The organism is Pseudomonas sp. 2VD (genome assembly GCF_005503585.1).
Lineage (GTDB): Bacteria > Pseudomonadota > Gammaproteobacteria > Pseudomonadales > Pseudomonadaceae > Pseudomonas > Pseudomonas aeruginosa.
Genome location: NZ_SCND01000057.1, coordinates 1 through 23,127, shown reverse-complemented (window position 1 = coordinate 23,127; position 23,127 = coordinate 1). Strand labels below are relative to the sequence as shown.

Here is a 23,127-nt window from a genome sequence, read left to right as displayed (position 1 = left end):
CGTCGCCGGCGACGAGGCCCTGCGCCAGGTCGCCGGGGCCATCCGCGAGGGCTGCAGTCGCTCCTCGGACCTGGCGGCGCGCTATGGCGGCGAGGAGTTCGCCATGGTCCTGCCGGGCACCTCGCCGGGCGGCGCGCGGCTGCTGGCGGAAAAGGTCCGGCGTACGGTGGAGAGCCTGCAGATCAGCCACGACCAGCCACGCCCGGGCTCGTACCTGACCGTCAGCATCGGCGTCAGCACCCTGGTGCCGGGCGGCGGCGGACAGACCTTCCGGGTTCTCATCGAGATGGCCGACCAGGCGCTCTACCAGGCCAAGAACAATGGCCGCAACCAGGTTGGCCTGATGGAACAACCGGTGCCGCCGGCCCCGGCGGGCTGAGCGGCGCGCGGCGGCCATGCGTCGCCGGCCGGCATTAAATAGAGGCCGGCGTACTGCCCGCAGGGCGCAAGTGCAGTATACTTCGCAGCTTTTCGACGTTTTCCCGCGAGTGAGCGCCAGCCATGGAAATCAACCCGATCCTCAACAGCATCAAGGACCTCTCCGAGCGCACCCAGACCATTCGGGGGTATCTTTGACTACGATCAGAAGCATGATCGCCTGGTCGAAGTAAACCGCGAGCTCGAAGACCCCAACGTCTGGAACAACCCCGAATACGCCCAGAACCTCGGCCGCGAGCGCGCCCAGCTGGCGCAGGTGGTGGAAACCCTGGACGACCTGACCAGCGGCCTGGCCGACTCCCGCGACCTGCTGGACATGGCGGTCGAGGAAGACGACGAGGGCGCCGTCGACGACGTTGCCAACGAAGTCGAGCGTCTGCGCGAGATCCTCGAGAAGCTGGAGTTCCGCCGCATGTTCAGCGGCGAGATGGACCCGAACAACGCCTACCTGGACATCCAGGCCGGCTCCGGCGGCACCGAGGCCCAGGACTGGGCCAACATGCTGCTGCGCATGTACCTGCGCTGGGCCGACAAGCACGGCTTCGACGCCACTATCATCGAGCTGTCCGAGGGCGAGGTCGCCGGCATCAAGGGCGCCACCGTGCACATCAAGGGCGAGTACGCGTTCGGCTGGCTGCGCACCGAGATCGGCGTGCACCGCCTGGTGCGCAAGAGTCCGTTCGACTCCGGCAATCGTCGCCACACCTCGTTCACCGCGGTGTTCGTATCGCCGGAAATCGACGACAACATCGAGATCGAGATCAACCCGGCCGACCTGCGCATCGATACCTACCGCTCCTCCGGCGCGGGCGGTCAGCACGTGAACACCACCGATTCGGCGGTGCGGATCACCCACGTGCCGACCAATACCGTGGTGGCGTGCCAGAACGAACGCTCCCAGCACGCCAACAAGGACACCGCGATGAAGATGCTGCGGGCCAAGTTGTACGAGCTGGAAATGCAGAAGCGTACCGCTGCGTCCCAGGCCCTGGAGGACTCCAAGTCCGACATCGGCTGGGGCCACCAGATCCGCTCCTACGTGCTCGACCAGTCGCGGATCAAGGACCTGCGTACCGGTATCGAGCGCAGCGACTGCGACAAGGTGCTCGACGGCGATCTAGACGAATACCTCGAAGCCAGCCTCAAACAGGGGCTGTAAAGCTGCTGCGCCTGGCCAGGCCGCGTTGGAAAATGGTTCGGACTGCTCGTTTTTTACGATCGTGAACTCCGTGTCCTCGCCATTTCCCGCCTTGCCTGGCCGGCGTTCGCTACGCTTTTCGCCCCTGTTGCAATCCGTTTCCACAGGCAAGAGAGCCTAACCAGGAACCACCAAGACCATGAGCGACCAACAACTCGACCAGCACGAACTGCAACAGGAAGAAAACAAGCTGATCGCCCAGCGCAAGGAAAAACTTGCCGCCGTGCGCGAAGCCCGGGCCATCGCCTTCCCCAACGACTTCCGCCGCGACGCCTACTTCGCGGACCTGCAGAAACAGTACGCCGACAAGACCAAGGAAGAGCTGGAAGCCGCAGCGATCCCGGTCAAGGTGGCCGGTCGGATCATGCTCAACCGCGGTTCCTTCATCGTCCTCCAGGACAGCAGCGAGCGCCTGCAGGTCTACGTCAACCGCAAGACCCTGCCGGAAGAAACCCTGGCCGAGATCAAGACCTGGGACCTGGGCGACATCATCGGCGCCGAAGGCGTGCTGGCCCGCTCGGGCAAGGGCGACCTGTACGTCGACATGACCAGCGTGCGCCTGCTGACCAAGTCGCTGCGTCCGCTGCCGGACAAGCACCATGGCCTGACCGACACCGAGCAGCGCTACCGCCAGCGCTACGTCGACCTGATGGTCAACGAGGAAACCCGCCACACCTTCCGCGTGCGTTCCCAGGTCATCGCCCACATCCGCCGTTTCCTCAGCGAGCGCGGTTTCCTCGAAGTGGAGACCCCGATGCTGCAGACCATCCCCGGCGGTGCCGCGGCCAAGCCGTTCGAGACCCATCACAACGCGCTGGACATGGCCATGTTCCTGCGCATCGCCCCGGAGCTGTACCTCAAGCGCCTGGTGGTCGGCGGTTTCGAGAAGGTCTTCGAGATCAACCGCAACTTCCGTAACGAAGGCGTCTCGACCCGGCACAACCCCGAGTTCACCATGCTCGAGTTCTACCAGGCCTACGCCGATTACGAAGACAATATGGACCTGACCGAGGAACTGTTCCGCGAACTGGCCCAGGCGGTGCTCGGTACCACCGACGTGCCCTACGGCGACAAGGTCTTCCATTTCGGCGAGCCGTTCGTGCGCCTGTCGGTGTTCGATTCGATCCTCAAGTACAACCCGGAGATCAGCGCCGCCGACCTCAACGACGTCGAGAAGGCGCGGGCCATCGCCAAGAAGGCCGGCGCCAAGGTCCTCGGCCACGAAGGCCTGGGCAAGCTGCAGGTGATGATTTTCGAGGAACTGGTGGAGCACAAGCTGGAGCAGCCGCACTTCATCACCCGCTACCCCTTCGAGGTCTCGCCGCTGGCCCGCCGCAACGACGAAGACCCGAGCGTCACCGACCGCTTCGAGCTGTTCATCGGCGGCCGCGAGATCGCCAACGCCTATTCCGAGCTGAACGACGCCGAGGACCAGGCCGAGCGCTTCATGCTGCAGGTCAAGGAGAAGGACGCTGGCGACGACGAGGCGATGCACTACGACGCCGACTTCATCAATGCCCTGGAATACGGCATGCCGCCGACCGCCGGCGAAGGCATCGGCATCGACCGCCTGGTGATGCTGCTGACCAACTCGCCGTCGATCCGCGACGTGATCCTGTTCCCGCACATGCGCCCGCAGGCCTGAGTGCCGCAACAGTCCATGGAAAAGCCGCCTTCGGGCGGTTTTTTCATGGCCGCGCGGCGTCCCGGCCGCCGGGCCTGGGGTCGATAGCCGCCGATCCGCCGGCTGACCACGGGAGGTGCGGGTGGGATCGGAGATTCCCCGGTAGCGGCCGATTGATTCCACGCGAAAAAGTCCGAACAATGCCCCATCGTCCGCGAGCGGAGGAAACACCGTGTCCCGAGTAGCTCCCAGAGACAGCGCCGCGCAGGCCGCCAGCGCGGTAGCCGAAAGCGTTCGTTACCAGGGCCGCAAGGCCAGCCGCCAGGGCAGCGAGCAGCGGCGCCAGGCGATTCTCGATGCCGCCATGCGCCTGATCGTCCGCGACGGCGTACGGGCCGTGCGCCACCGCGCGGTGGCCGCCGAGGCCCAGGTGCCGTTGTCGGCCACCACCTACTACTTCAAGGACATCGACGATCTCATCACCGACACCTTCGCCCTCTTCGTCGAGCGCAACGCAGAGGCGCTGTCGGCGTTCTGGAGCAGCGTGGAGGGCGACCTCCAGGAGATGGCCGCGGTGCTGGCCGACGACCCCGGCGCCCGTGGCTCGCTGGTGGAACGGATCGTCGAGCTGGCCGTGCAGTATGTCCAGGTCCAGCTCACCGAGCGCCGCGAGCACCTGCTGGCCGAACAGGCCTTCCGCCAGGAGGCGCTGCTCAACCCGCGCCTGCGCGAACTGGCCGATGCCCACCAGCGGATCCTCTCCCTCGGCGCCGTGCATTTCTTCCAGGTGCTCGGTTCCGGGCAGCCCGAGCAGGACGCCAAGGTGTTGACGTCGATTATTCTGCAGATGGAATATCAGGGCCTCGTGGACGGGGTCGAGCAACTGGCCGTGGACGAAATGCGCGCCATACTCAGACGGTACCTGAATCTGGTCATGGGCCTGTGACCTGAGCGTCAACCCCGCCATGGCGGGGTTTTTCATACCCGAACCTTCCCTCGGCCAGCCGGTCGCAGGTTGCGGAGGGTTCCTAAGGAGCGTGTGATGAAAGCCTGGCGTTGCCTGGTGGTCCTGAGTTTCCTGCTGTTGGGCGGTTGCCTGGTCACCTTCAAGGAGCCGATACCGCCGCGCGAGGCGGCGCCGAGCCACCTGCTCGGGACCTGGAGCCGCGAGAACGAGTGGAAGGAAGAACAATTCCTGGAGATCACCCGTTCCGGCAGCAATGTCTACCGCGCGCTCAGCTACGTGGACAGCAAGGACAATACCGAGAGCCTGGAGGACTACGGCTTCACCGTCTCCCACCAGGGCAAGCGCTGGTACCTGTCGGCCGGCCTGCCGAAGAGCCTGGGCGGCAACTTCGTCATCGCCGGCTTCGAGATCACCGACGGTGACGAGCTGGTAATCTACAACCTCGACGTCGAGCGCATCGTCGAGGACCTCGGCGCCGGCCAGCTCGACGGCGAGACCGTCGACAGCGAGCAGGGCAAGGGCGCGCTGGTGCGCAGCCCGTTGGAGAAGGTCTTCGCCTACCTGAACGATCCCGCCAATTCCGACGTGTTCGTCGAGGCCGCCCGCTTCCAGCGGGTCACCCAATGAGATTGCCGATGAGCCAGCGCAAGGCGCAGAACGACTACCAGAAGATCATCCGCTCCCTGTCCGATCGCATCGTCGAGGCGCAGACGCCGATCCGCGTGCTGGATGCGATCAAATGGGACGACGGGATCCGCCAGGACTTCCTCAAGGGCCGCGGCAAGCATGCGCCGAAGGTCGACCGCGGCTACTACGACAGCCGCCCGCTGGCCTTCGACGCCAGCGCCAAGAAGCAGGAATTCCAGAACATCGAGCGCGACATCACCCGCCAGTTGGGCCAGTTCAACCCGGTCGGGCAGATCATGCGGCGGATGTGCAAGGAATACCGGATGGTCATCCGCATGCTCGAGGCGCGCGGCATCCCGGACCTCGGGCTGATCTCCCAGGAACTCTACGGCTCGGCCTCGGACGCCTTCCATGCCGGTGATCCGACCCTGGCCGACCTCGGCCTGATGCTCTCCGACTACCTGAACAACATCGCCGACCGCGGCGATCTCAAGGACGAACCCAAGACCCTGACCGCCAAGGAGGTCGTGCCGATCCTCCAGGCGCGGCTGAACACCGTGTTCGGCGAGGAGGAGGGCACCATCCGCGTGTTCGAGTCCGACGGCATCGTCGCCGACGCGGCGGCCGGCGCCGACTACATCAAGGTGCGCGCCGACGCCCTGTTCAACGAGCGCGACGTGCGCGCGCTGGAGGTCCACGAGGGCCTGGTGCACGTCGGCACCACCCTGAACGGCCTGAGCCAGCCGATCTGCACCTTCCTCGCCAAGGGGCCGCCGTCCTCCACCGTGACCCAGGAAGGCCTGGCGATCCTGATGGAGGTGATCGCCTTCGCCTCCTACCCGACCCGCCTGCGCAAGCTGACCAATCGCACCCGGGCGATCCACATGGCCGAGGAGGGCGCCGATTTCCTCGACGTATTCCACTTCTACCGCGAGCAGGGCTACAGCCTGGAGGACAGCTACCAGAACGCCAGCCGGGTCTTCCGTGGCTCGACCCCGGATGGCCTGCCGTTCACCAAGGACCTGTCCTACCTGAAGGGCTTCATCCTCATCTACAACTACATCCAGCTCGCCGTGCGCAAGGGCAAGCTCGAACAGATCCCCCTGCTGTTCTGCGGCAAGACCACCCTGGAAGACATGCGCACCCTGCGCCAACTGGTGGACGAGGGCCTGGTGGCGCCGCCGAAATACCTGCCGCCGCAGTTCCGCGACCTCAACGCGCTGTCGGCCTGGATGTGCTTCTCGAACTTCCTCAACCACCTCAGCCTGGACCGCATCGAAGCGGACTACGCGAACATTCTCTGACCGCTCCCCGCCGTGCCGGTCTTTCCCGGTGCGCGCGGGCGGTCGGCCGGCAAGCAAGGAGAACGGCGATGGCCAGCCACGAACTCGACTACCGCATCCTCGGCGAATCCATGCAGACCGTGGAGATCGAACTCGACCCCGGGGAAACCGTGATCGCCGAGGCCGGGGCGATGAACTACATGACCGGCGACATCCGCTTCACCGCGCGGATGGGCGACGGCTCCGACGGCAGCCTGCTGGGCAAGCTGTGGAGCGCCGGCAAGCGCAAGCTCGGTGGCGAGTCGGTGTTCATGACCCACTTCACCAACGAAGGCCAGGGCAAGCAGCACGTGGCCTTTGCCGCGCCCTATCCGGGCAGCGTGGTGGCGGTGGACCTGGACGATGTCGGCGGGCGCCTGTTCTGCCAGAAGGACTCGTTCCTCTGCGCGGCCTATGGCACCCGGGTCGGCATCGCCTTCGCCAAGCGCCTGGGCGCCGGTTTCTTCGGCGGCGAGGGCTTCATCCTGCAGAAGCTCGAGGGCGATGGCCTGGTCTTCGTCCACGCCGGCGGTACGCTGATCCGCCGCCAGTTGAATGGCGAGACGCTGCGGGTCGACACCGGTTGCCTGGTGGCCTTCACCGATGGCATCGACTACGACGTGCAACTGGCCGGCGGCCTGAAGAGCATGCTGTTCGGCGGCGAAGGATTGCTGCTGACCACCCTCAAGGGCAGCGGCACCGTCTGGCTGCAGAGCCTGCCGTTCTCGCGCCTGGCCGGGCGCATCTACGACGCCACCTTTCGCGCCCGCGAAGAGGTAAGGACCAACAACGGATGAAGCGCCTGCTGATCCCGCTGCTGGTACTCGGCGCGCTGTTCCTCGGTGGTTGCAGTTCGCTGCTGTTCTATCCCGAGCCGGTGGTGCAGATCACCCCGGCGCGCGCCGGGCTGGAGTACCGCGACGTCACCCTGACCACCGCCGACGGCGTGCGCCTGCGCGCCTGGTGGCTGCCGGCGAAGAAAGGCGTGCCGGTGAAAGGCACCGTGCTCTACCTGCACGGCAACGGCGGCAACCTGTCCTGGCACCTCGGCGGCACCTGGTGGCTGCCCGCCGAGGGCTACCAGGTGCTGATGCTCGACTATCGCGGCTACGGCCAGTCGGAGGGCGAGCCGGGACTGCCGGAGGTCTACCGCGACATCGACGCGGCGTTCGCCTGGCTCGACCAGGCGCCGGAGGTGAAGGGCACCGAGCGCGTGCTGCTGGGGCAGAGTCTCGGCGGCGCGCTGGCGATCCACTACCTGGTCGAGCATCCGCAGCGCCAGGGCCAGTTCAAGGCGCTGGTGTTCGACGGGGTACCGGCGAGCTACCGCGGCATCGCCCGGCACATGCTGGACGGTTCCTGGCTGACCTGGCCGCTGCAGGTGCCGCTGTCCTGGCTGGTGCCCGACGACGACAGCGCCATCCATTCGGTGGCGCGGCTTTCTGGCGCACCCATGCTGTTCTTTCACAGTATCGACGATACCATTGTGCCCCTCGAGAACGGCATCGCCCTGTACCGCCAGGCGCGGCTGCCGAAGGTCCTGCAACTGACCCGAGGCGGCCACGTGCAGACCTTCGCCGAAGCGACCTGGCAGGAAGTGATGCTGCGCTTCCTCGACGATCCCCATGGCTTCACCGGCCTGCGCCGGCTGGCCGAAATCCCGAACCGCGAATCCGCGAAACCCGAAGGCAATCCATGAGCGACCGTAACGTACTCCCCTGCATCCTGACCGGCATCGGTACCATCTTCGTCACTGTCGGCGTGCTCTGGTACTACGGCTACCTGCATTTCGCCAAGCCGCAGGACGCCCTGTTGCTGGCCGATTTCACCATGCTGAAGAGCCTGCCCGGCGAAGATGTGAAGCTGTCCCTGGAGCCGGCCAAGCAGGTCGCGCAGTGCATCGATGGCGTCCTGGTGCTGTTCGACACCGAGCAGAAGGGCCTTTCCGGCGTGCTGGTGGACAACAGGAAGCACGCCGTGCGCTGCGCCGGACAGGAAGTCCCGCAGGAAGTGAAATGACCGAGGTCCGCGTCTGGCAGGGGGACATCACCCGTCTTGCGGTGGATGCCATCGTCAACGCGGCGAACTCCTCGCTGCTCGGTGGGGGCGGGGTCGACGGCGCCATCCACCGCGCCGCCGGTGCCGAGCTGGTGGCGGCCTGCCGCCTGCTGCACGGTTGCAAGACCGGCGAGGCGAAGATCACCCGCGGGTTCCGTCTGCCGGCGGCCCACGTGATCCACACCGTCGGCCCGGTCTGGCGCGGCGGCGACAACGGCGAAGCGGAGCTGCTGGCCAGCTGCTACCGGCGCAGCCTGGCCCTGGCCGAGCAGGCCGGGGCGACCAGCGTCGCGTTCCCCGCCATCAGCTGCGGCATCTACGGTTATCCCTTGGAGCAGGCCGCGGCCATCGCCGTCGAAGAGGTCTGCCGGCAACGCCCGGCGCACAGCAGCCTGGAGGAAATCGTCCTGGTTGCCTTCGATAGCTCGATGGCCGAGCGCTACCAGCGCTTGCTCGGCGAGCGGCCTGTGGCCCGCTGATACCTGGAAAGCTCGGGCCACGCCCATGAAAAAGCCCCGCCGGATGGCGGGGCTTTTGGCTTCCGTAGGGCCTATCAGCCGCTGACGGAGGAGCGTGGCGCGACCGGCTTGGCGTCGTTGGAAATGGTGACTTCCACCCGACGGTTCATGGCACGGCCGGAGCTGGTGCCGTTGCTGGCCACCGGATATTCCTTACCGTAGCCACGGGTGGCTACGCGTTCCGGGCTGATGCCGCGGCTGAGCAGGGCCATGCGCACCGAGTCGGCACGACGCTCGGACAGGCGCTGGTTGTAGTTGGCGGAACCGGTGCTATCGGTGTAGCCCTCTACGATCACCTGGCGCTCCGGGTTCTGCTGGAGGAACTCGGCCAGTTGCTGGATGTTGCGCATGGCGCCGGGCTTCAGGTCGGACTTGTCGAGATCGAACAGAACGTCGCCGAAGGTCACCATGGTGCCGCGCGAGGTCTGCTTGGCATTCAGTTGGCTACGCAGCTTGTCCAGTTGCGCGGTGCGCGCGTCGAGGCGGGCCTGGGCGCGCTGGGCGGAGGCGTTCTGCAACTGCGCCTCGGCATTGCGCAGGACGATGGTCTGCTTGGCCAGTTCGATGCGCTGGTTGGTCAGGTAGGCCAATTGGTCCACGTCGCGCTGGTCTTCGCCATCCTGATAGGCCTTGTCGGCCTTGGCCAGCCAGTCGCCGGCGTCCTTGGTTTCCAGGGCCGCGACCTTGGTCGCGTCGGGCTGCGACTGCAGCGCGGAGAAGTTGCTGCGGGCCTGTTCCAGGTTGGCGTTCGGCGGCGTGGAGCAGGCGGCCAGCGCCAGGGCCAGCAGGGATACGGCGGGGAGGGCAATGTACTTACGCATAGGGGTCATCCTTAATCACGAATCGACGAAAGAAGGGCGGAATCCGGCTTAGTGCTGCGTATCGCGCATGCCTTCCTCACGCAGTTCCATGACGCCCTGCTGGGCATCCTTCACGGCTTTCTGCGCCTTGGCGGCCTGGGTCTTGCGCTCGGCGACCCGGGCGTCCCACTCGGCCTGCTGCGCCAGGCGCTTGGCCTGGTCGTATTCCTTGTCGTTCATGGCGATGCGCGCCTGGCTCAGCTTGTCCTGGGCGGACTTCATCTCGACCGGGGCATATTCCGGGCCGCCGGCGCTTACCGCGTTATTCACCGCGGACTCGGTCACGGCGAACTGCTCGGTCGGCGGGTTGCCGGCGCAGCCGGCCAGGACCAGGCTGCTGCCTACGGCCAGCAGGGCCAGCTTGAGGCCACGCAGGGAACCGGTGTGTTGCTTGCTCATCGCTTTTTGCTCCATGGGAAATTTCCTCTGACAGGGATGCTGATTCCTTGGCTTTCATCTCTGGCCATTACCGTGGGCGCGTTTCCGGCCCTCCGGTCTTTTCTTCCTGCTCACTGAGCAAGCCTCTGCCAGGCCTCTGTTTCAGGGGCTTGGCGATTGGCCATGTACTTTTAGTGACTCCCCCGCTGGTTCAGGGGTTCAAAAAAAAATCTGAAATTTTCTGACTGAACAGTCGGCTTCCGGCGTGGTCGCAGAACGCCACCTCTGCTCACTAAAGCCCGTCCTACAGGGCTCTAGTCCACGAAACGCACAACTGCCGCAGCGCTCCAGGACGGAACACTCGGGCAGAAAAAAAGCCCCACCTGAGTGGGGCTGGAGGAGGCCAGTGGGGCCTTTCAGAAACGCTTGCGCAACAGTCGCAGACCGTTGAACACCACCAGCAGGCTGGCGCCCATGTCGGCGAATACCGCCATCCACAGGGTGCCTTCGCCGGCCAGGGTAAGGGCGAGGAACACCGCCTTGATGCCCAGGGCCAGGGTGATGTTCTGGACCAGGATCGCGTGGGTGGTGCGCGACAGCCGGACGAATTGCGGCAACTTGCGCAAGTCGTCGTCCATCAGCGCGACGCCGGCGGTCTCGATGGCCGTGTCGGTGCCCGCCGCGCCCATGGCGAAGCCGATGTCGGCGCGGGCCAGGGCCGGCGCGTCGTTGATCCCGTCGCCGACCATGCCGACCCGCGAGCCGTCGGCCTGGCGCGCTTCCACTTCACGCAGCTTGTCCTCCGGCAGGAGGTTGCCGCGAGCTGCGTCGATGCCTACCTGGGCAGCGATGGCGGCTGCGGTGTGCGGGTTGTCGCCGGTGAGCATCAGGGTCTTCACGTCCAGCGCGTGCAGCTCGCGGATCGCCTCGCGGCTGCTGTCCTTGACCCCGTCGGCGACGGCGAAGAGGGCCCGCACGCGCTGCGGATCGCACAGCGCGATGACCGTCTTGCCCTGGCGCTCCAGGGCGTCCAGGCGCTCTTCCAGGGCCGGCGAGCAGAGGCCCAGTTCCTCCACCAGGCGATGGTTGCCGAGGTGGTAGAGGACGCCGTCGATGCGTCCGCTGACGCCTCGTCCCGGCAGGGCGGCGAGGTCCTCGACCACGCCCAGGGCAAGGCCGTCCTCTTCCGCTGCGTTGGCCACGGCGCGCGATACCGGGTGGTCGGAACGCGCGGCCAGGCTGGCGGCGAGCAGGCGTGCATCCGTCCCGTCAGCCTCCGCGATCGGCAGGTAGTCGGTCTGTTGCGGTTTGCCATGGGTGATGGTGCCGGTCTTGTCGAGGGCGACCCAGGACAGCTTGCGCCCGAGTTCGAGGAACACCCCGCCCTTGATCAGGATGCCCAGGCGCGCCGCGGCGGAAAGGCCGCTGACGATGGTCACCGGGGTGGAGATCACCAGCGCGCAGGGACAGGCGATCACCAGCAGCACCAGGGCGCGGTAGATCCAGTCCAGCCAGGCGCCGCCGAACAGCAGCGGCGGCAGCACCGCGGTGGCGAGGGCGATGAGGAATACCACCGGGGTGTAGACGCGGGCGAAACTGTCGACGAAACGCTGGGTCGGTGCGCGGGAACCTTGGGCTTCCTCCACGGCGTGGATGATCCGGGCCAGGGTGCTGTCGTCGGCGCGGCGGGTGACGCGGTACTCCAGCGCGCCCTCGCCGTTGATGCTGCCGGCGAACACCGGCTCGCCGACCTCCTTCTCCACCGGCAGGCTTTCGCCGGTGATCGGCGCCTGGTTGACGCTGGAGCGGCCGCTGGTCACCTCGCCGTCGAGGGCGATGCGTTCGCCGGGCTTCACGCGCACGGTGGCTTCCAGTTCCACTTGCTTGGCCGGCAGCTCCTTCCATTCGCCGCCGACCAGTACCGTGGCCTGTTCCGGAGCCAGTTGCAGCAGGCCGCGGATGGCGTTGCGCGCGCGATCCAGGGACTTCGCCTCGATCAGCTCGGCGATGGCGAACAGCACGCTGACCATCGCCGCTTCCGGCCACTGGCCGATGAGCACGGCGCCGGTCACGGCGATACTCATCAGGGCGTTGATGTTCAGGTTACGGTTCTTCAGTGCGATCCAGCCCTTGCGGTAGGTCGGCAGGCCGGCGCCGAGGATGGCCAGCAGGGCGAGGCCGGCGACCACCCAGTCCGGCGCCAGGCCGAACCATTCGACGATCTCCGAGGCCAGCGCCATCGCGCCGGCCAGGGCCAGCGGCCACCAGGGCTTCGCCGGCGCTTGCGAGGGGCCGTCGGTATTTTCGCCGGCATCCAGCGGCACCGCCTGCATGCCGAGGCCGGCGATCAGCTTCTGCAGCGGCTCGACGCTGTCGAAGCGATGCTGGACGCGCAGCAGGCGCTGCATCAGGTTGAATTCCAGCGACTCCACTGCCGGCTGGCGACCGAGGGCGTCGCGGATCAGGCGTTCCTCGGTCGGGCAGTCCATCGCTTCGATGCGCAGGTCGCTCCAGCGCAACTCGGCGTTGCCGGCCAGGGTTCCGATGGCGGCCACCGCCGGGCGAGGCGCGTGGCGGTGCCCATGATCATGTCCGTGACCGTGACCGTGACCGTGACCGTGACAGCAAGTGTCGGCGTGTTCGTGGCTCATGGAAACAATTCCCGTTTGACGTGTTGGGTGCGATTGCACACCCTGTAGCAACTACAGAGTCAAGCGGTACTGCCAATTCGGGTAGCCGCGTCGGCGATTGGAGGAGGGTTGGCATGAAGATCGGTGAGCTGGCGAAGAGAACCGGTTGCCCGGTGGAGACCATCCGCTACTACGAGCGCGAAGGACTGTTGCCCGAGCCCGCGCGTAGCGAAGGCAACTATCGGCAATACACCCTGGCGCACGTCGAGCGCCTGTCGTTCATCCGTCACTGCCGCTCGCTGGACATGACCCAGGAGGAAATCCGTACCCTGCTGGCGTTGCGCGACCGTCCCGAGGCGGATTGCGGCACCGCCAACCGGCTGATCGACGAGCACCTGCATCACGTCGAGGTGCGCATCGCCGAACTCCAGGCATTGCGCGAGCAACTGCGGGATCTCGGCTCACGCTGTACGGTCGCCGGCAACAGCCAGGCCTGCGGCATCCTCCGCGAACTGGAGCAGCCCGCGCCGCTGTCGCCAATCGCCGAGGAATGCGCCGAGGCCGGGCACATGCACGTCCCCGGCGTGCACCGCCGGCATGGCTGAAGTCGCGCTCAGTGACTGGAGGTGTCCTGTTGCGCGACCAGTTCGTGCAGGTACTTGCGCGAGAGCGACAGGAAGCGTGGGGTAGGGCCGACATCCTCATAGAGCGGATCGCCCTGTTCGTCGGTGGCCACCACCTGACTCCCCTTCACGTAGGGAAAGCTCGCCTCCAGTTCTTCCAGGGCGGCGCCGACCAGCTCGCCCAGTAGTTCCTCGACGCTGCGCCGCGGATACATCTCGTGCAGCGCGGCGAGGCGCGCGGCGCTTTCGACGTCCAGCGGGATGCTGTAGTGGTTGCGGGCCATGCGGCCCTTGGCGGTGTGTTCCCAATGGCGGACAAGCTCACGGATCTTCATGCTGACCTCTTCAGCCCGGTCGTGGCGGGCGTGCTGGGGGGCCCTCGTGGGGCCGTGCCTCGGTGCGGGCACTTCCTTCAGACTAGACCCGATCGGCGCCGGCAGCCTCGCTTCCGGCCCGGCGGCGCCGTACTGGCACCCTGCGGGCTTGTAAGCGCGGGGGCGCCTGAGCCAAGCTGGTTTCCCACCCGCAGTGGAGACAGGTCATGCCGGAAATCGATGCGCGCCTGCGCGAGGACGTCCACCAACTGGGCGAATTGCTCGGCGACACCATCCGCGAGCAGTACGGCCCGCGGTTCCTCGACAAGATCGAGCTGATCCGCAAGGGCGCCAAGGCTGCCCGCCGCGGTTCCGCGGAGGGCGCCCAGCAGCTCACCGCCACCCTCGACGGGCTCGAGGAAGACGAACTGCTGCCGGTGGCGCGGGCCTTCAACCAGTTCCTCAACCTGGCCAATATCGCCGAGCAATACCACCGTATCCGCCGGCGCCGGCCGAACGAGCCGGAACCCTTCGAGAACCTGGTGCTGGAAGAGCTGCTGGGGCGTCTCAAGGACGCCGGGCATGCCCCCGGGCAACTGGCTCGCCAGCTCGCCGGGCTGGAGATCGAACTGGTGCTGACCGCCCATCCCACCGAGGTGGCGCGGCGCACGCTGATCCAGAAATACGATGCGATCACCGCGCAGCTGGCGGCCAAGGACCATGCCGACCTGCTGCCGGAGGAGCGCAGTCGCATCCAGCAGCGCCTGCAGCGGCTGGTGGCCGAGGCCTGGCATACCGACGAGATCCGCAAGGTCCGGCCGACCCCGGTGGACGAGGCGAAATGGGGCTTCGCGGTGATCGAGCATTCTCTCTGGCAGGCCTTGCCGAACGTCCTTCGGCACGTCGACGAGGTACTCCTGCGCAGCACCGGCGAACGCCTGCCGCTGACCGCCGCGCCGCTGCGCTTCGCGTCCTGGATGGGGGGCGACCGCGACGGCAATCCCAACGTTACCGCCAGCGTGACCCGCGAGGTCCTGCTGCTGGCGCGCTGGATGGCCGCCGACCTGTACCTGCGCGATATCGACCAACTGGCCGCCGAGCTGTCCATGCAGCAGGCCTCGCCGCAGTTGCTGGCGCGGGTCGGCGATAGCGCCGAGCCCTATCGCGCCCTGCTCAAGCAATTGCGCGAGCGCCTGCGTGTGACCCGCAACTGGACCCACCAGGCCCTGGCCGGCGAGGTGCCGGCCGCGGAGGGCGTCCTGGAGCACAACCGCGACCTGGTCGAGCCGCTGCAACTGTGCCACGAGTCGCTGCACGCCTGCGGCATGGGCGTGATTGCCGATGGCGCGTTGCTCGACTGCCTGCGCCGCGCCGCCACCTTCGGCCTGTTCCTGGTGCGCCTGGACGTGCGCCAGGACTCGGCCCGCCATGCCGCCGCGCTGAGCGAGATCACCGAGTACCTGGAGCTGGGCAGCTACGACGAGTGGGACGAGAAGACCCGCCTGGAATTCCTTCTCGAGGAACTGAACAGCCGCCGCCCCCTGCTGCCGGCGCACTACCAGCCTTCGGCGGATACCGCCGAGGTGCTCGCCACCTGCCGGGCGATCGCCGCCGCGCCACCGGCGTCGCTGGGTTCCTACGTGATCTCGATGGCCGGCCAGCCGTCCGACGTGCTGGCGGTGCAACTGCTGCTCAAGGAAAGCGGCGTCGACTGGCCGATGCGCGTGGTGCCGCTGTTCGAGACCCTCGACGACCTGGACAACGCCGGCCCCTGCATGGAGCGCCTGCTGACGCTGCCGGGCTACCGTTCGCGGCTCTCCGGGGTGCAGGAAGTGATGATCGGCTACTCCGATTCGGCCAAGGACGCCGGTACTCTCACGGCGGCCTGGGCGCAGTACCGGGCGCAGGAGAAACTGGTGGAGATCTGCCGCCAGCACGAGGTCGAGCTGCTGCTCTTCCATGGCCGCGGCGGCACCGTCGGCCGCGGCGGCGGGCCGGCCCACGCGGCGATCCTGTCGCAGCCACCGGGTTCGGTGGCCGGGCGCTTCCGGGTCACCGAACAGGGCGAGATGATCCGCTTCAAGTTCGGCTTGCCGGACATCGCCGAACAGAACCTCAATCTCTACCTCGCCGCGGTGCTGGAGGCGACCCTGATGCCGCCGCCGGCTCCCGAGCCGGCCTGGCGCGCGCAGATGGACCGCCTGGCGAAGGACGCGCTGCTGGCCTACCGCAGGGTGGTGCGCGACGATCCGCAGTTCGTCGAGTATTTCCGCCTGGCCACGCCCGAGCAGGAACTGGGCCGTCTGCCGCTGGGCAGCCGCCCGGCCAAGCGCCGCGAAGGCGGGGTGGAGAGCCTGCGGGCGATTCCCTGGATCTTCGCCTGGACCCAGACGCGCCTGATGCTGCCGGCATGGCTTGGCTGGGAGACCGCCTTGCTGAACGCTATCGAGCGTGGCGAGGGCGCGCTGCTCGGGCAGATGCGCGAGCAATGGCCGTTCTTCACCACCCGCATCGACATGCTGGAAATGGTCCTGGCCAAGGCCGACGCGGATATCGCGCGGCTCTACGACGAACGTCTAGTGCCGCTCGAGCTGCGTCCGCTGGGGCGTCGTTTACGCGACCTATTGTCGCAGGCGGTGCGCGTGGTGCTGGGACTGACCGGGCAGTCGCTGCTGCTCGCCCACGCCAGCGAGACCCGCGAGTCGATCAGCGTGCGCAACAGCTATCTAGACCCGCTGCACCTGCTCCAGGCTGAGCTTCTGGCCCGTTCGCGGCGCTGCCGGGGCGACGCCTGCGGCGGCCTGGAGCAGGCGCTGCTGGTGACGGTCGCGGGGGTCGCCGCCGGACTGCGCAACACCGGATGAGGGAAGGCGGGGGGCAACTTTCGGTGTCTTGTGCGGTGGGGGGGCGCTGTGTATCTTGGACAGCCTTTTCGGCGCCATACAGTGCCGTTTCCTGCAAATACGAGATTGGCCCCACGAGGCGGATCCAGACTTTCGCTTACCAATTCTAAGGAGCATATCGATGCGTGTGATTCTGCTCGGGGCACCCGGTGCCGGCAAAGGCACCCAGGCACGGTTCATCACCGAGAAGTTCGGCATTCCGCAGATCTCCACCGGCGACATGCTGCGCGCCGCAGTCAAGGCCGGCAGCCCGCTCGGCCAGCAGGTGAAAGGCGTGATGGACAGCGGCGGCCTGGTATCCGACGACATCATCATCGCCCTGATCAAGGAACGCATCACCGAGGCCGATTGCGCCAAGGGCTTCCTGTTCGACGGCTTCCCGCGGACCATCCCGCAGGCCGAAGCGCTGAAGGACGCCGGCGTGACCATCGACCACGTGGTCGAGATCGCCGTCGACGACGAGGAGATCGTGTCGCGTATCGCCGGTCGTCGCGTGCACCCGGCCTCCGGCCGCGTGTACCACACCGAGCACAACCCGCCGAAGGTCGCCGGCAAGGACGACGTTACCGGCGAAGAGCTGATCCAGCGCGAGGACGACAAGGAAGAGACCGTGCGTCACCGCCTGTCGGTCTACCATTCGCAGACCAAGCCGCTGGTCGACTTCTACCAGAAGCTGTCGGCCGCCGAAGGCACCCCGAGATACCACAGCATCGCCGGCGTCGGCTCGGTCGAACAGATCACCGCGAAAGTGCTTTCGGCCCTGAGCTGATCCGCAGCGCTGTAGCACCGACGGCCCGCTTGCGGGCCGTCGGCGTTTCCGGGGCGGCGAAGGCTGGTACAATCGGCGTCTTTTTCACCACGCGGAACCGTCGATGTCCACTCTGTTGGCCCTGGATACCTCCACCGAAGCCTGCTCCGTCGCCCTGCTCCACGAGGGGCGGGCGCTCAGTCACTACGAGGTGATCCCGCGCCTGCACGCCCAGCGCCTGCTGCCGATGGTCCGCGACCTGCTCGACGAGGCCGGCGTCGCCCTGTCCGCGGTGGACGCCATCGCCTTCGGGCGCGGTCCGGGCGCCTTCACCGGCGTGCGCATCGCCATCGGCGTGGTCCAGGGCCTGGCCTTCGCCCTGCAGCGCCCGGTACTGGCGGTCTCCGACCTGGCGATCCTGGCCCAGCGGGCCTACCGCGAGCAGGGTGCGGAGCGGGTCGCCGCGGCCATCGACGCGCGGATGGACGAGGTCTACTGGGGTTGCTACCAGTTGCAACAGGGCGAGATGCGCCTGGCCGGCAGCGAAGCGGTACTGCCGCCCGAGCGGGTCGCCGTACCGTGGGACGCCGCTGCCGCGGACTGGTTCGGCGCCGGCACCGGCTGGGGCTACGTCGAGCGCATGCCGCAGCGCCCGGCCGCGCTGGACGCGAGCCTGCTGCCGCATGCCGAGGACTTGCTCAGCCTGGCCGGCTTCGCCTGGGCGCGCGGCGAAGGCGTGGAGGCGGAACAGGCGCTGCCGGTGTACCTGCGCGACAACGTGGCGACGCCGAAAAAAGCGCCCTGAAAATGCCGCGCAGCGGTAATTGCCAAGCCTTTCGGGGCTGGCTAGAGTGTGGAGACTTCCCCGGGTTTTGATCATGCGTATCGACGGACTTTCTTCCTCTTCGTTGCCGCTGGAGCGCAGCGCCCGACCGGGCTCGGCGGTCACGCCGTATCGCGACGTGCAGCGCGAGGTCGAGGCGCGGCGCGAGCAGCCGGCGCCGGTTTCCGGCAGCCAGGGCTTCGAGCAGGCGCCGCAGGCGCGCAAGGTCCAGGCCAGTTCGGCGGGCGGCGACAGCCTGCCGGTGAGCGCCCGCGACCTGCTGGCGTTCCAGCGCCCGGTAAGCAGCCATGCGGCGATGGCCCTGGCCAGCTACAACTCCACCGCCAGCCTCAACATCGACGCCGGCGCCGAGGATGTCCTCGGCCTCGACCTCTACGCCTGAGCGGCTCCGCGCGCTCCCGTGGTTTCCCTTCCTTATTTCCTCGGTTGTCCATCCTGGAACGAGGCGGCCTGGCGCGGCAGCTTCTATCCGCGCGAATTGCGTTCCGCCGACTACCTCGGACACTACGGCGGCATCTTCAACGCGGTCGAGGGCAATACCACCTTCTATGCCCGGCCTTCGGCGGAAACCGTGCGGCGCTGGGCCGAGACGATGCCGGCGGGGTTCCGCTTCTGTGCCAAGTTTCCCCGCGATATCAGTCACGAAGGCGACCTGCGCGAACGGCTCGAGGCCGCCGGCGACTTCCTCGAACTGCTGGCGCCGCTTGGCGAAAGGGTCAGCCCGCTGTGGCTGCAACTGTCGGCGGCGTTCACCCCGCAGCGCCTGGGCGAACTGCTGTATTTCCTCGATGAGCTGAGTCCGCGACGGATTGCCGTGGAAGTACGCCACCCGGCGTTCTTCGACAAAGGCGAGGACGAGCGCCTGCTCAACCGCCACCTGCGCGAGCGTGGCGTGGAGCGCATCTGCCTGGATTCGCGGGCGCTGTTCAGTTGCCGTTCGGACGATCCGGCGGTGCTCCACGCCCAGTCGAAGAAGCCGCGCCTGCCGATCCGTCCGGCGGCCTTCAGCGATACGCCACAGGTGCGTTTCATCGGCGGTCCCGACCTGCCGGCCAACGAGGTGTTCCTTTTGCCCTGGGTCGACAAGGTGGCCGACTGGATCGAGGCCGGCCTGACTCCATACGTATTCCTGCATACCCCCGACAATCACCTGGCGGCCCAGCAGGCCCAGCGTTTCCATGCGCTGCTGCGCCAGCGCCTGCCAGGCTTGCCGGCGCTACCCGAGCCGATCCCGGCCCCGGAAGTGGAGCAACTGGGCCTGCTCTGAGCGCGGCGCTCGACGCTCCGCCGGCCTGCGCCTAGGCTAGGGAGTCCTTTCCCCGCCACGGAGCCCGCCGCCATGACCAGCCAACGCCAACGCGCCGAACGTTTCCGCGACCTGCACCAGGGGCCCGGCATGCTGGTCCTGCCCAATCCCTGGGATGCCGGTTCGGCGAAGATGCTCGCCAGCCTCGGCTTCGACGCCCTTGCCACTACCAGCGCCGGCCTGGCGTTCTCTCTGGGCCGGCGCGATGCGGAAGGCGCGGTGAGCCGGACCGAGGCGCTGGAAAACGCCCGGGCGATCGTCGCCGCCACCGATCTGCCGGTCGCCGCCGACCTGGAAAACGGCTACGGCGATGCTCCGCAAGACTGCGCCACGACCATCCGCCTGGCCGCCGAGGCCGGCCTGGTCGGTGGTTCCATCGAGGATGCCAGCGGGCGCGCCGGACAGCCCATCTATGAGTTCTCCGCCGCGCTGGAGCGGGTCGCTGCCGCGGTCGAGGCGGCCCGTGCGTTGCCATTCCCGTTCACCCTCTGCGCCCGCGCGGAGAATTTCCTGCATGGTTGCGAGGATCTCGACGACACCCTGCGGCGTCTGCGCGCCTACGCCGATGCCGGCGCCGATGTGCTCTACGCGCCCGGTTTGAACCGCCGCGAACAGATCGTCGCGGTGCTCGAAGCGGTGGCACCGAAGCCGGTCAACGTACTGGTCGGTTCGCCGCGCCTGGAGCTGTCGCTGGACGAGCTGGAAGCCCTCGGCGTCAAGCGCGTGAGCCTGGGCTCGAACCTTGCCCGGGTCGCCTTCGGCGCTTTCCATGAGGCGGCGCAGGCGCTGGCGCGGCGCGAGCTGGAAGCGACCCGTGCGGCGATGCCTTTCGACCGTATCAACGACCTGTTCCGCTGAACCCGTGCGCCGCCTGGCCTGGTTGCTGCCATTGCTGCTGCTGGCGGGGGCCGTCGGCGCCCTGCGCAACCAGTGGCTCGATCTGCCGGCGCGCTGGAATCCCTGGCTGCCGCTGGACGTGCGCGAACCGCCGAACCTGCTGACCCGCTACAAGCTATGGCGGCTGGCCGACGACCGGAGCCTCTGCGACGCCGCCCTGGCCACCTCGCAACTGCGCTACCAGCGGGTCGCCGACGATCCGCCATCGGCTACCTGCCCGTTGAGCAACAGCCTGCGCGTGCGTGGGGCGGCATTGGAGTTGAGCAGCAGCTTCCTCGCCAGTTGCCCGTTGGCAGTGAGCTATGCATTGTTCGAGCGCCACGTGCTGCAACCGGCAGCCCTGGATATCTATGGCCAGCCGCTGACGCGGGTCGAGCATATTGGCAGCTTCGCCTGCCGCAACGTCTACAACCGCGAGAACGGCCGGCGCAGCCAGCATGCTTCGGCCAATGCCCTGGACATCAGCGGCTTCCGCCTGGCCGGCGGGAGGCGAATCCGCCTGGCCACGGACTGGGCCGACCAGGGCGCCGACGGGCGCTTCCTGCGCCGCGTGCGGGACGGCGCCTGCGCCAGTTTCAATGCGGTGCTGGGGCCCGACTACAATGCCGCCCACCGGGATCACTTCCACCTCGACATGGGCCTATGGAAGGTCTGCCGGTGAGCGCGCGCGGGCCAACTCTGGCAAAATCCGCGCTTTCCACGACGATTGCCCGACCATGACCGATTCCGCCGCTCCTCGCCTGCATGTCCAAGCCCTGTCCGCCGATTGCGCCGAGGCTGCGCGGCGCTGGGCGGAGCGGCTCGGCCTGCCGTTGGCGGCGGACGACGAGGCGGAGTTCGCCGTGCAGGTCGGCGAGCAGGGCTTGCAGGTCTTGCAACTGGGGGCGGATTCCCCCGGTCCGGTGCGGGTCGATTTCGTCGAAGGCGCCAGCGCCCACCGGCGCAAGTTCGGCGGCGGCAGCGGGCAGATGATCGCCAAGGCGGTCGGCGTCCAGCCAGGCATCCGCCCGCGCGTCCTGGATGCCACGGCCGGCCTGGGCCGGGATGGGTTCGTCCTCGCCAGCCTGGGTTGCGAGGTAACCCTGGTCGAGCGCCAGCCGCTGATCGCCGCCCTGCTCGAGGATGGCCTGGAGCGCGCCGGGCGCGATCCCGACGTGGCGCCGATCGCCGCGCGGATGCGTCTGCTCGGCGGCAACTCGGCGGACCTGATGCGCGCCTGGGACGGCGAGGCGCCGCAGGTGGTCTACCTCGACCCGATGTTTCCCCATCGCGACAAGAGCGCATTGGTGAAGAAGGAAATGCGTCTGTTCCGGCCGCTGGTGGGCGACGATCTCGACGCTCCGGCGCTGTTGCAGGCGGCCCTGGCCCTGGCCAGCCACCGGGTGGTGGTGAAGCGCCCGCGCAAGGCGCCGATCATCGAAGGGCCCAAGCCCGGCTATAGCCTGGAAGGCAAGTCCAGCCGCTACGACATCTACCCGAAGAAGGCCCTGGGCAAGGGCTGAGTGTCGACACCGCAGGGAGGCGGCGAGCATGCAGCAGACCATCGATTGTCCGATTCGCCGGCGCCTGGCGCACCTGCCCTGGGCCAACGACGGGCGTGCCGGCGCCCGCCACTGGCTGGAGATGCAGCGCGATCCGCTGGCCTGGTTGCAGAAGATGCACGTCGCGCAGCCGGACCTCGCGGTCGCCCGCATGGGCCCGCAGCGCCTCTGGTGCCTGTTCCATCCGCAGGCGGTGCAGGAATTGATGGTCGATCGCCGCGATGACCTGCAACGCTGGCAGCCGGCGCTGTGCATGCTGAAACAGTGGAACGGGCGCAGCTTCATGATGCGTGAGGGCGCCCCCGCCCAGGCCCGGCGCAAGGAGGTACGGCCGCACCTGGCGCCGCCGCCGGCCAGCGAGGTTCGCCGCCTGGCCGCGGAGTGGGGCGAGCGGGTGGAGGAGGGGCGCGAATACGACCTCGACCTGGAAATGGCTGCGTTCAGCGTCACCCTCAGCGGTCACGCGCTGTTCGACGTCGACCTGCAACCGTCGGCCTATCGGATCGCCAAGGCGGTGCGCCTGCTGTCGCGGGTGGCATTGCTGGAAATGAGCACCGGCCTGCCGCTGGGCCACTGGTTCCCGAGCAAACTGTGTCCGCGCAAGCGCTGGGCGCTGGGCCAGTTGCGCGAGGCGGTGGGCGAGGTGGCGGAGCGCTCGCCGCGGCCGCTGGCGGACCTACGCGATGAACTCTGCACCCTGCTCATGGCGTCCCACCAGTCCACTGGAGTGACCCTGACCTGGAGCCTGTTGCTGCTGGCCCAGCGTCCCGAGTTGCTCGCGCGGCTACGCGCCGAGCTGGCGGGAGTGAATTGGACGGCGATCCGCTCGGTCGCCGACCTGCGCGATTGCGCGCTGCTCAGGGCGGTCCTGCAGGAGTGCCTGCGCCTGTACCCGCCGGCCTACGGCCTGGCGCCGCGGCAGGTGACGGCGGACATCGAGGTGTTCGGCCAGCGGCTGAAGCGCGGCGACGTGACCATGGTCTCGAGCTGGATCACCCAGCGCGATCCCCGTTGGTTCGAGGCGCCGCTGGAGTTCCGTCCCGAGCGCTTCCTCGAACCGGCGCGCTGGCCGCGTGGCGCCTACTTCCCCTTCGGCCTCGGCGACCGCGCTTGCCCCGGCACCGCGATGGCGATGATCGATCTGGCGGCGGCGCTGGCCTACTGGGTCGAGCACTGGGACATCATGCACGCCGGCGACCTGGCGCCGCGCGGGTGGTGTTCCCTGCGTCCGCACCGACGGCGGGGGCTTCGCCGCCGTCTCTCCTCATCCGCGTCAGCCCCCCCAGGCGAAGGCGCGCCGCAACAGCGCCGCCAGTCCTCCCACGTCCCGC

23 protein-coding genes and 1 pseudogene are annotated in these 23,127 nt (G+C 67.7%); 20 read left to right on the top strand and 4 right to left on the bottom strand.

The window, feature by feature from the left end; translation table 11 throughout:
• From wspR to FFS27_RS09355, 10 genes and pseudogenes are all read left to right on the top strand, one after another.
• Positions 1 to 379, top strand: a pseudogene (gene wspR, locus FFS27_RS09400) (Wsp signal transduction system regulator diguanylate cyclase WspR); the annotation flags it as partial.
• 122 nt (positions 380 to 501) lie between these two features.
• A protein-coding gene (gene prfB / locus FFS27_RS09395) for a peptide chain release factor 2 (protein WP_010895661.1) occupies positions 502 to 1,597 on the top strand; the annotation gives its coding sequence in 2 pieces (ribosomal slippage) (positions 502 to 573 and positions 575 to 1,597; 1,095 coding nt in all).
• A gap of 178 nt (positions 1,598 to 1,775) precedes the next feature.
• Positions 1,776 to 3,281: a lysine--tRNA ligase gene (gene lysS, locus FFS27_RS09390; protein ID WP_003092523.1), complete on the top strand. Its 1,506-nt coding sequence runs from the start codon at positions 1,776 to 1,778 to the stop codon at positions 3,279 to 3,281.
• 211 nt (positions 3,282 to 3,492) lie between these two features.
• Complete coding sequence (locus FFS27_RS09385; protein ID WP_003092520.1) at positions 3,493 to 4,206, top strand: TetR/AcrR family transcriptional regulator; 714 nt, start codon at positions 3,493 to 3,495, stop codon at positions 4,204 to 4,206.
• Between the two features lie 96 nt (positions 4,207 to 4,302).
• On the top strand, positions 4,303 to 4,854 hold the full coding sequence (locus tag FFS27_RS09380) for a hypothetical protein (protein ID WP_021265174.1): 552 nt from the start codon (positions 4,303 to 4,305) through the stop codon (positions 4,852 to 4,854).
• A gap of 8 nt (positions 4,855 to 4,862) precedes the next feature.
• Positions 4,863 to 6,158, top strand: a complete 1,296-nt coding sequence (locus FFS27_RS09375) for a flavohemoglobin expression-modulating QEGLA motif protein (RefSeq protein ID WP_023100859.1) — start codon at positions 4,863 to 4,865, stop codon at positions 6,156 to 6,158.
• A 68-nt stretch (positions 6,159 to 6,226) separates the two neighbouring features.
• Complete coding sequence (locus FFS27_RS09370) at positions 6,227 to 6,973, top strand: TIGR00266 family protein (RefSeq protein WP_003092512.1); 747 nt, start codon at positions 6,227 to 6,229, stop codon at positions 6,971 to 6,973.
• Positions 6,970 to 7,875: an alpha/beta hydrolase gene (locus FFS27_RS09365; RefSeq protein WP_023100860.1), complete on the top strand. Its 906-nt coding sequence runs from the start codon at positions 6,970 to 6,972 to the stop codon at positions 7,873 to 7,875. The genes FFS27_RS09370 and FFS27_RS09365 overlap by 4 nt, the downstream gene beginning before the upstream one ends.
• Positions 7,872 to 8,195 (top strand): hypothetical protein, encoded by a 324-nt coding sequence (locus FFS27_RS09360; protein WP_003092509.1) that lies wholly within the window; start codon positions 7,872 to 7,874, stop codon positions 8,193 to 8,195. Before FFS27_RS09365 ends, FFS27_RS09360 begins: the two co-directional genes overlap by 4 nt.
• A complete protein-coding gene (locus FFS27_RS09355; protein WP_003110623.1) occupies positions 8,192 to 8,713 on the top strand; it encodes an O-acetyl-ADP-ribose deacetylase in 522 nt (173 codons plus the stop codon). The genes FFS27_RS09360 and FFS27_RS09355 overlap by 4 nt, the downstream gene beginning before the upstream one ends.
• 74 nt (positions 8,714 to 8,787) lie before the next feature.
• Here FFS27_RS09355 and FFS27_RS09350 read toward each other — a convergent pair whose 3' ends face one another.
• The 3 genes from FFS27_RS09350 to FFS27_RS09340 form a co-directional block, all read right to left on the bottom strand.
• The gene (locus tag FFS27_RS09350) at positions 8,788 to 9,573 is read right to left on the bottom strand and encodes an OmpA family protein (RefSeq protein WP_003092499.1); all 786 of its coding nucleotides are present in this window, start codon (positions 9,571 to 9,573) and stop codon (positions 8,788 to 8,790) included.
• A 48-nt stretch (positions 9,574 to 9,621) separates the two neighbouring features.
• A complete protein-coding gene (locus FFS27_RS09345) occupies positions 9,622 to 10,026 on the bottom strand; it encodes a DUF4398 domain-containing protein (RefSeq protein ID WP_003092495.1) in 405 nt (134 codons plus the stop codon).
• A 380-nt stretch (positions 10,027 to 10,406) separates the two neighbouring features.
• Positions 10,407 to 12,641 carry a heavy metal translocating P-type ATPase gene (locus FFS27_RS09340; protein ID WP_023120304.1) on the bottom strand — a complete coding sequence of 745 codons (2,235 nt, stop codon included), beginning with the start codon at positions 12,639 to 12,641 and terminating at the stop codon, positions 10,407 to 10,409.
• Positions 12,642 to 12,754: 113 nt separating this feature from the next.
• Here FFS27_RS09340 and cadR point away from each other — a divergent pair, with 113 nt between their 5' ends.
• Entirely contained in the window at positions 12,755 to 13,225 is a 471-nt protein-coding gene (cadR, locus tag FFS27_RS09335) for a Cd(II)/Pb(II)-responsive transcriptional regulator (RefSeq protein ID WP_003103716.1), read from the top strand.
• Between the two features lie 8 nt (positions 13,226 to 13,233).
• Here cadR and FFS27_RS09330 read toward each other — a convergent pair whose 3' ends face one another.
• Positions 13,234 to 13,578, bottom strand: coding sequence for a hypothetical protein (locus FFS27_RS09330; protein WP_003092488.1), 345 nt, complete (start codon positions 13,576 to 13,578; stop codon positions 13,234 to 13,236).
• 206 nt (positions 13,579 to 13,784) lie between these two features.
• On the opposite strand from FFS27_RS09330, the gene ppc reads away from it, so the two are divergent.
• The 9 genes from ppc to FFS27_RS09285 form a co-directional block, all read left to right on the top strand.
• Positions 13,785 to 16,421 carry a phosphoenolpyruvate carboxylase gene (gene ppc / locus FFS27_RS09325; protein ID WP_023100862.1) on the top strand — a complete coding sequence of 879 codons (2,637 nt, stop codon included), beginning with the start codon at positions 13,785 to 13,787 and terminating at the stop codon, positions 16,419 to 16,421.
• Positions 16,422 to 16,581: 160 nt separating this feature from the next.
• The gene (gene adk / locus FFS27_RS09320; RefSeq protein WP_021265171.1) at positions 16,582 to 17,229 is read left to right on the top strand and encodes an adenylate kinase; all 648 of its coding nucleotides are present in this window, start codon (positions 16,582 to 16,584) and stop codon (positions 17,227 to 17,229) included.
• A gap of 103 nt (positions 17,230 to 17,332) precedes the next feature.
• Positions 17,333 to 18,013: a tRNA (adenosine(37)-N6)-threonylcarbamoyltransferase complex dimerization subunit type 1 TsaB gene (gene tsaB / locus FFS27_RS09315; RefSeq protein ID WP_003092483.1), complete on the top strand. Its 681-nt coding sequence runs from the start codon at positions 17,333 to 17,335 to the stop codon at positions 18,011 to 18,013.
• A gap of 73 nt (positions 18,014 to 18,086) precedes the next feature.
• Positions 18,087 to 18,434, top strand: coding sequence for a hypothetical protein (locus tag FFS27_RS09310; RefSeq protein ID WP_003098661.1), 348 nt, complete (start codon positions 18,087 to 18,089; stop codon positions 18,432 to 18,434).
• Between the two features lie 18 nt (positions 18,435 to 18,452).
• Positions 18,453 to 19,319, top strand: a complete 867-nt coding sequence (locus FFS27_RS09305; RefSeq protein ID WP_021265169.1) for a DUF72 domain-containing protein — start codon at positions 18,453 to 18,455, stop codon at positions 19,317 to 19,319.
• 72 nt (positions 19,320 to 19,391) lie between these two features.
• Positions 19,392 to 20,216 (top strand): isocitrate lyase/PEP mutase family protein, encoded by an 825-nt coding sequence (locus FFS27_RS09300; RefSeq protein ID WP_021265168.1) that lies wholly within the window; start codon positions 19,392 to 19,394, stop codon positions 20,214 to 20,216.
• A 4-nt stretch (positions 20,217 to 20,220) separates the two neighbouring features.
• Positions 20,221 to 20,916 carry an extensin-like domain-containing protein gene (locus FFS27_RS09295; protein ID WP_019484555.1) on the top strand — a complete coding sequence of 232 codons (696 nt, stop codon included), beginning with the start codon at positions 20,221 to 20,223 and terminating at the stop codon, positions 20,914 to 20,916.
• Between the two features lie 55 nt (positions 20,917 to 20,971).
• Positions 20,972 to 21,757 (top strand): class I SAM-dependent methyltransferase, encoded by a 786-nt coding sequence (locus FFS27_RS09290; protein ID WP_009876931.1) that lies wholly within the window; start codon positions 20,972 to 20,974, stop codon positions 21,755 to 21,757.
• A 28-nt stretch (positions 21,758 to 21,785) separates the two neighbouring features.
• The coding region (locus FFS27_RS09285) for a cytochrome P450 (protein ID WP_256659447.1) at positions 21,786 to 23,127 on the top strand (1,342 nt) is incomplete at its 3' end.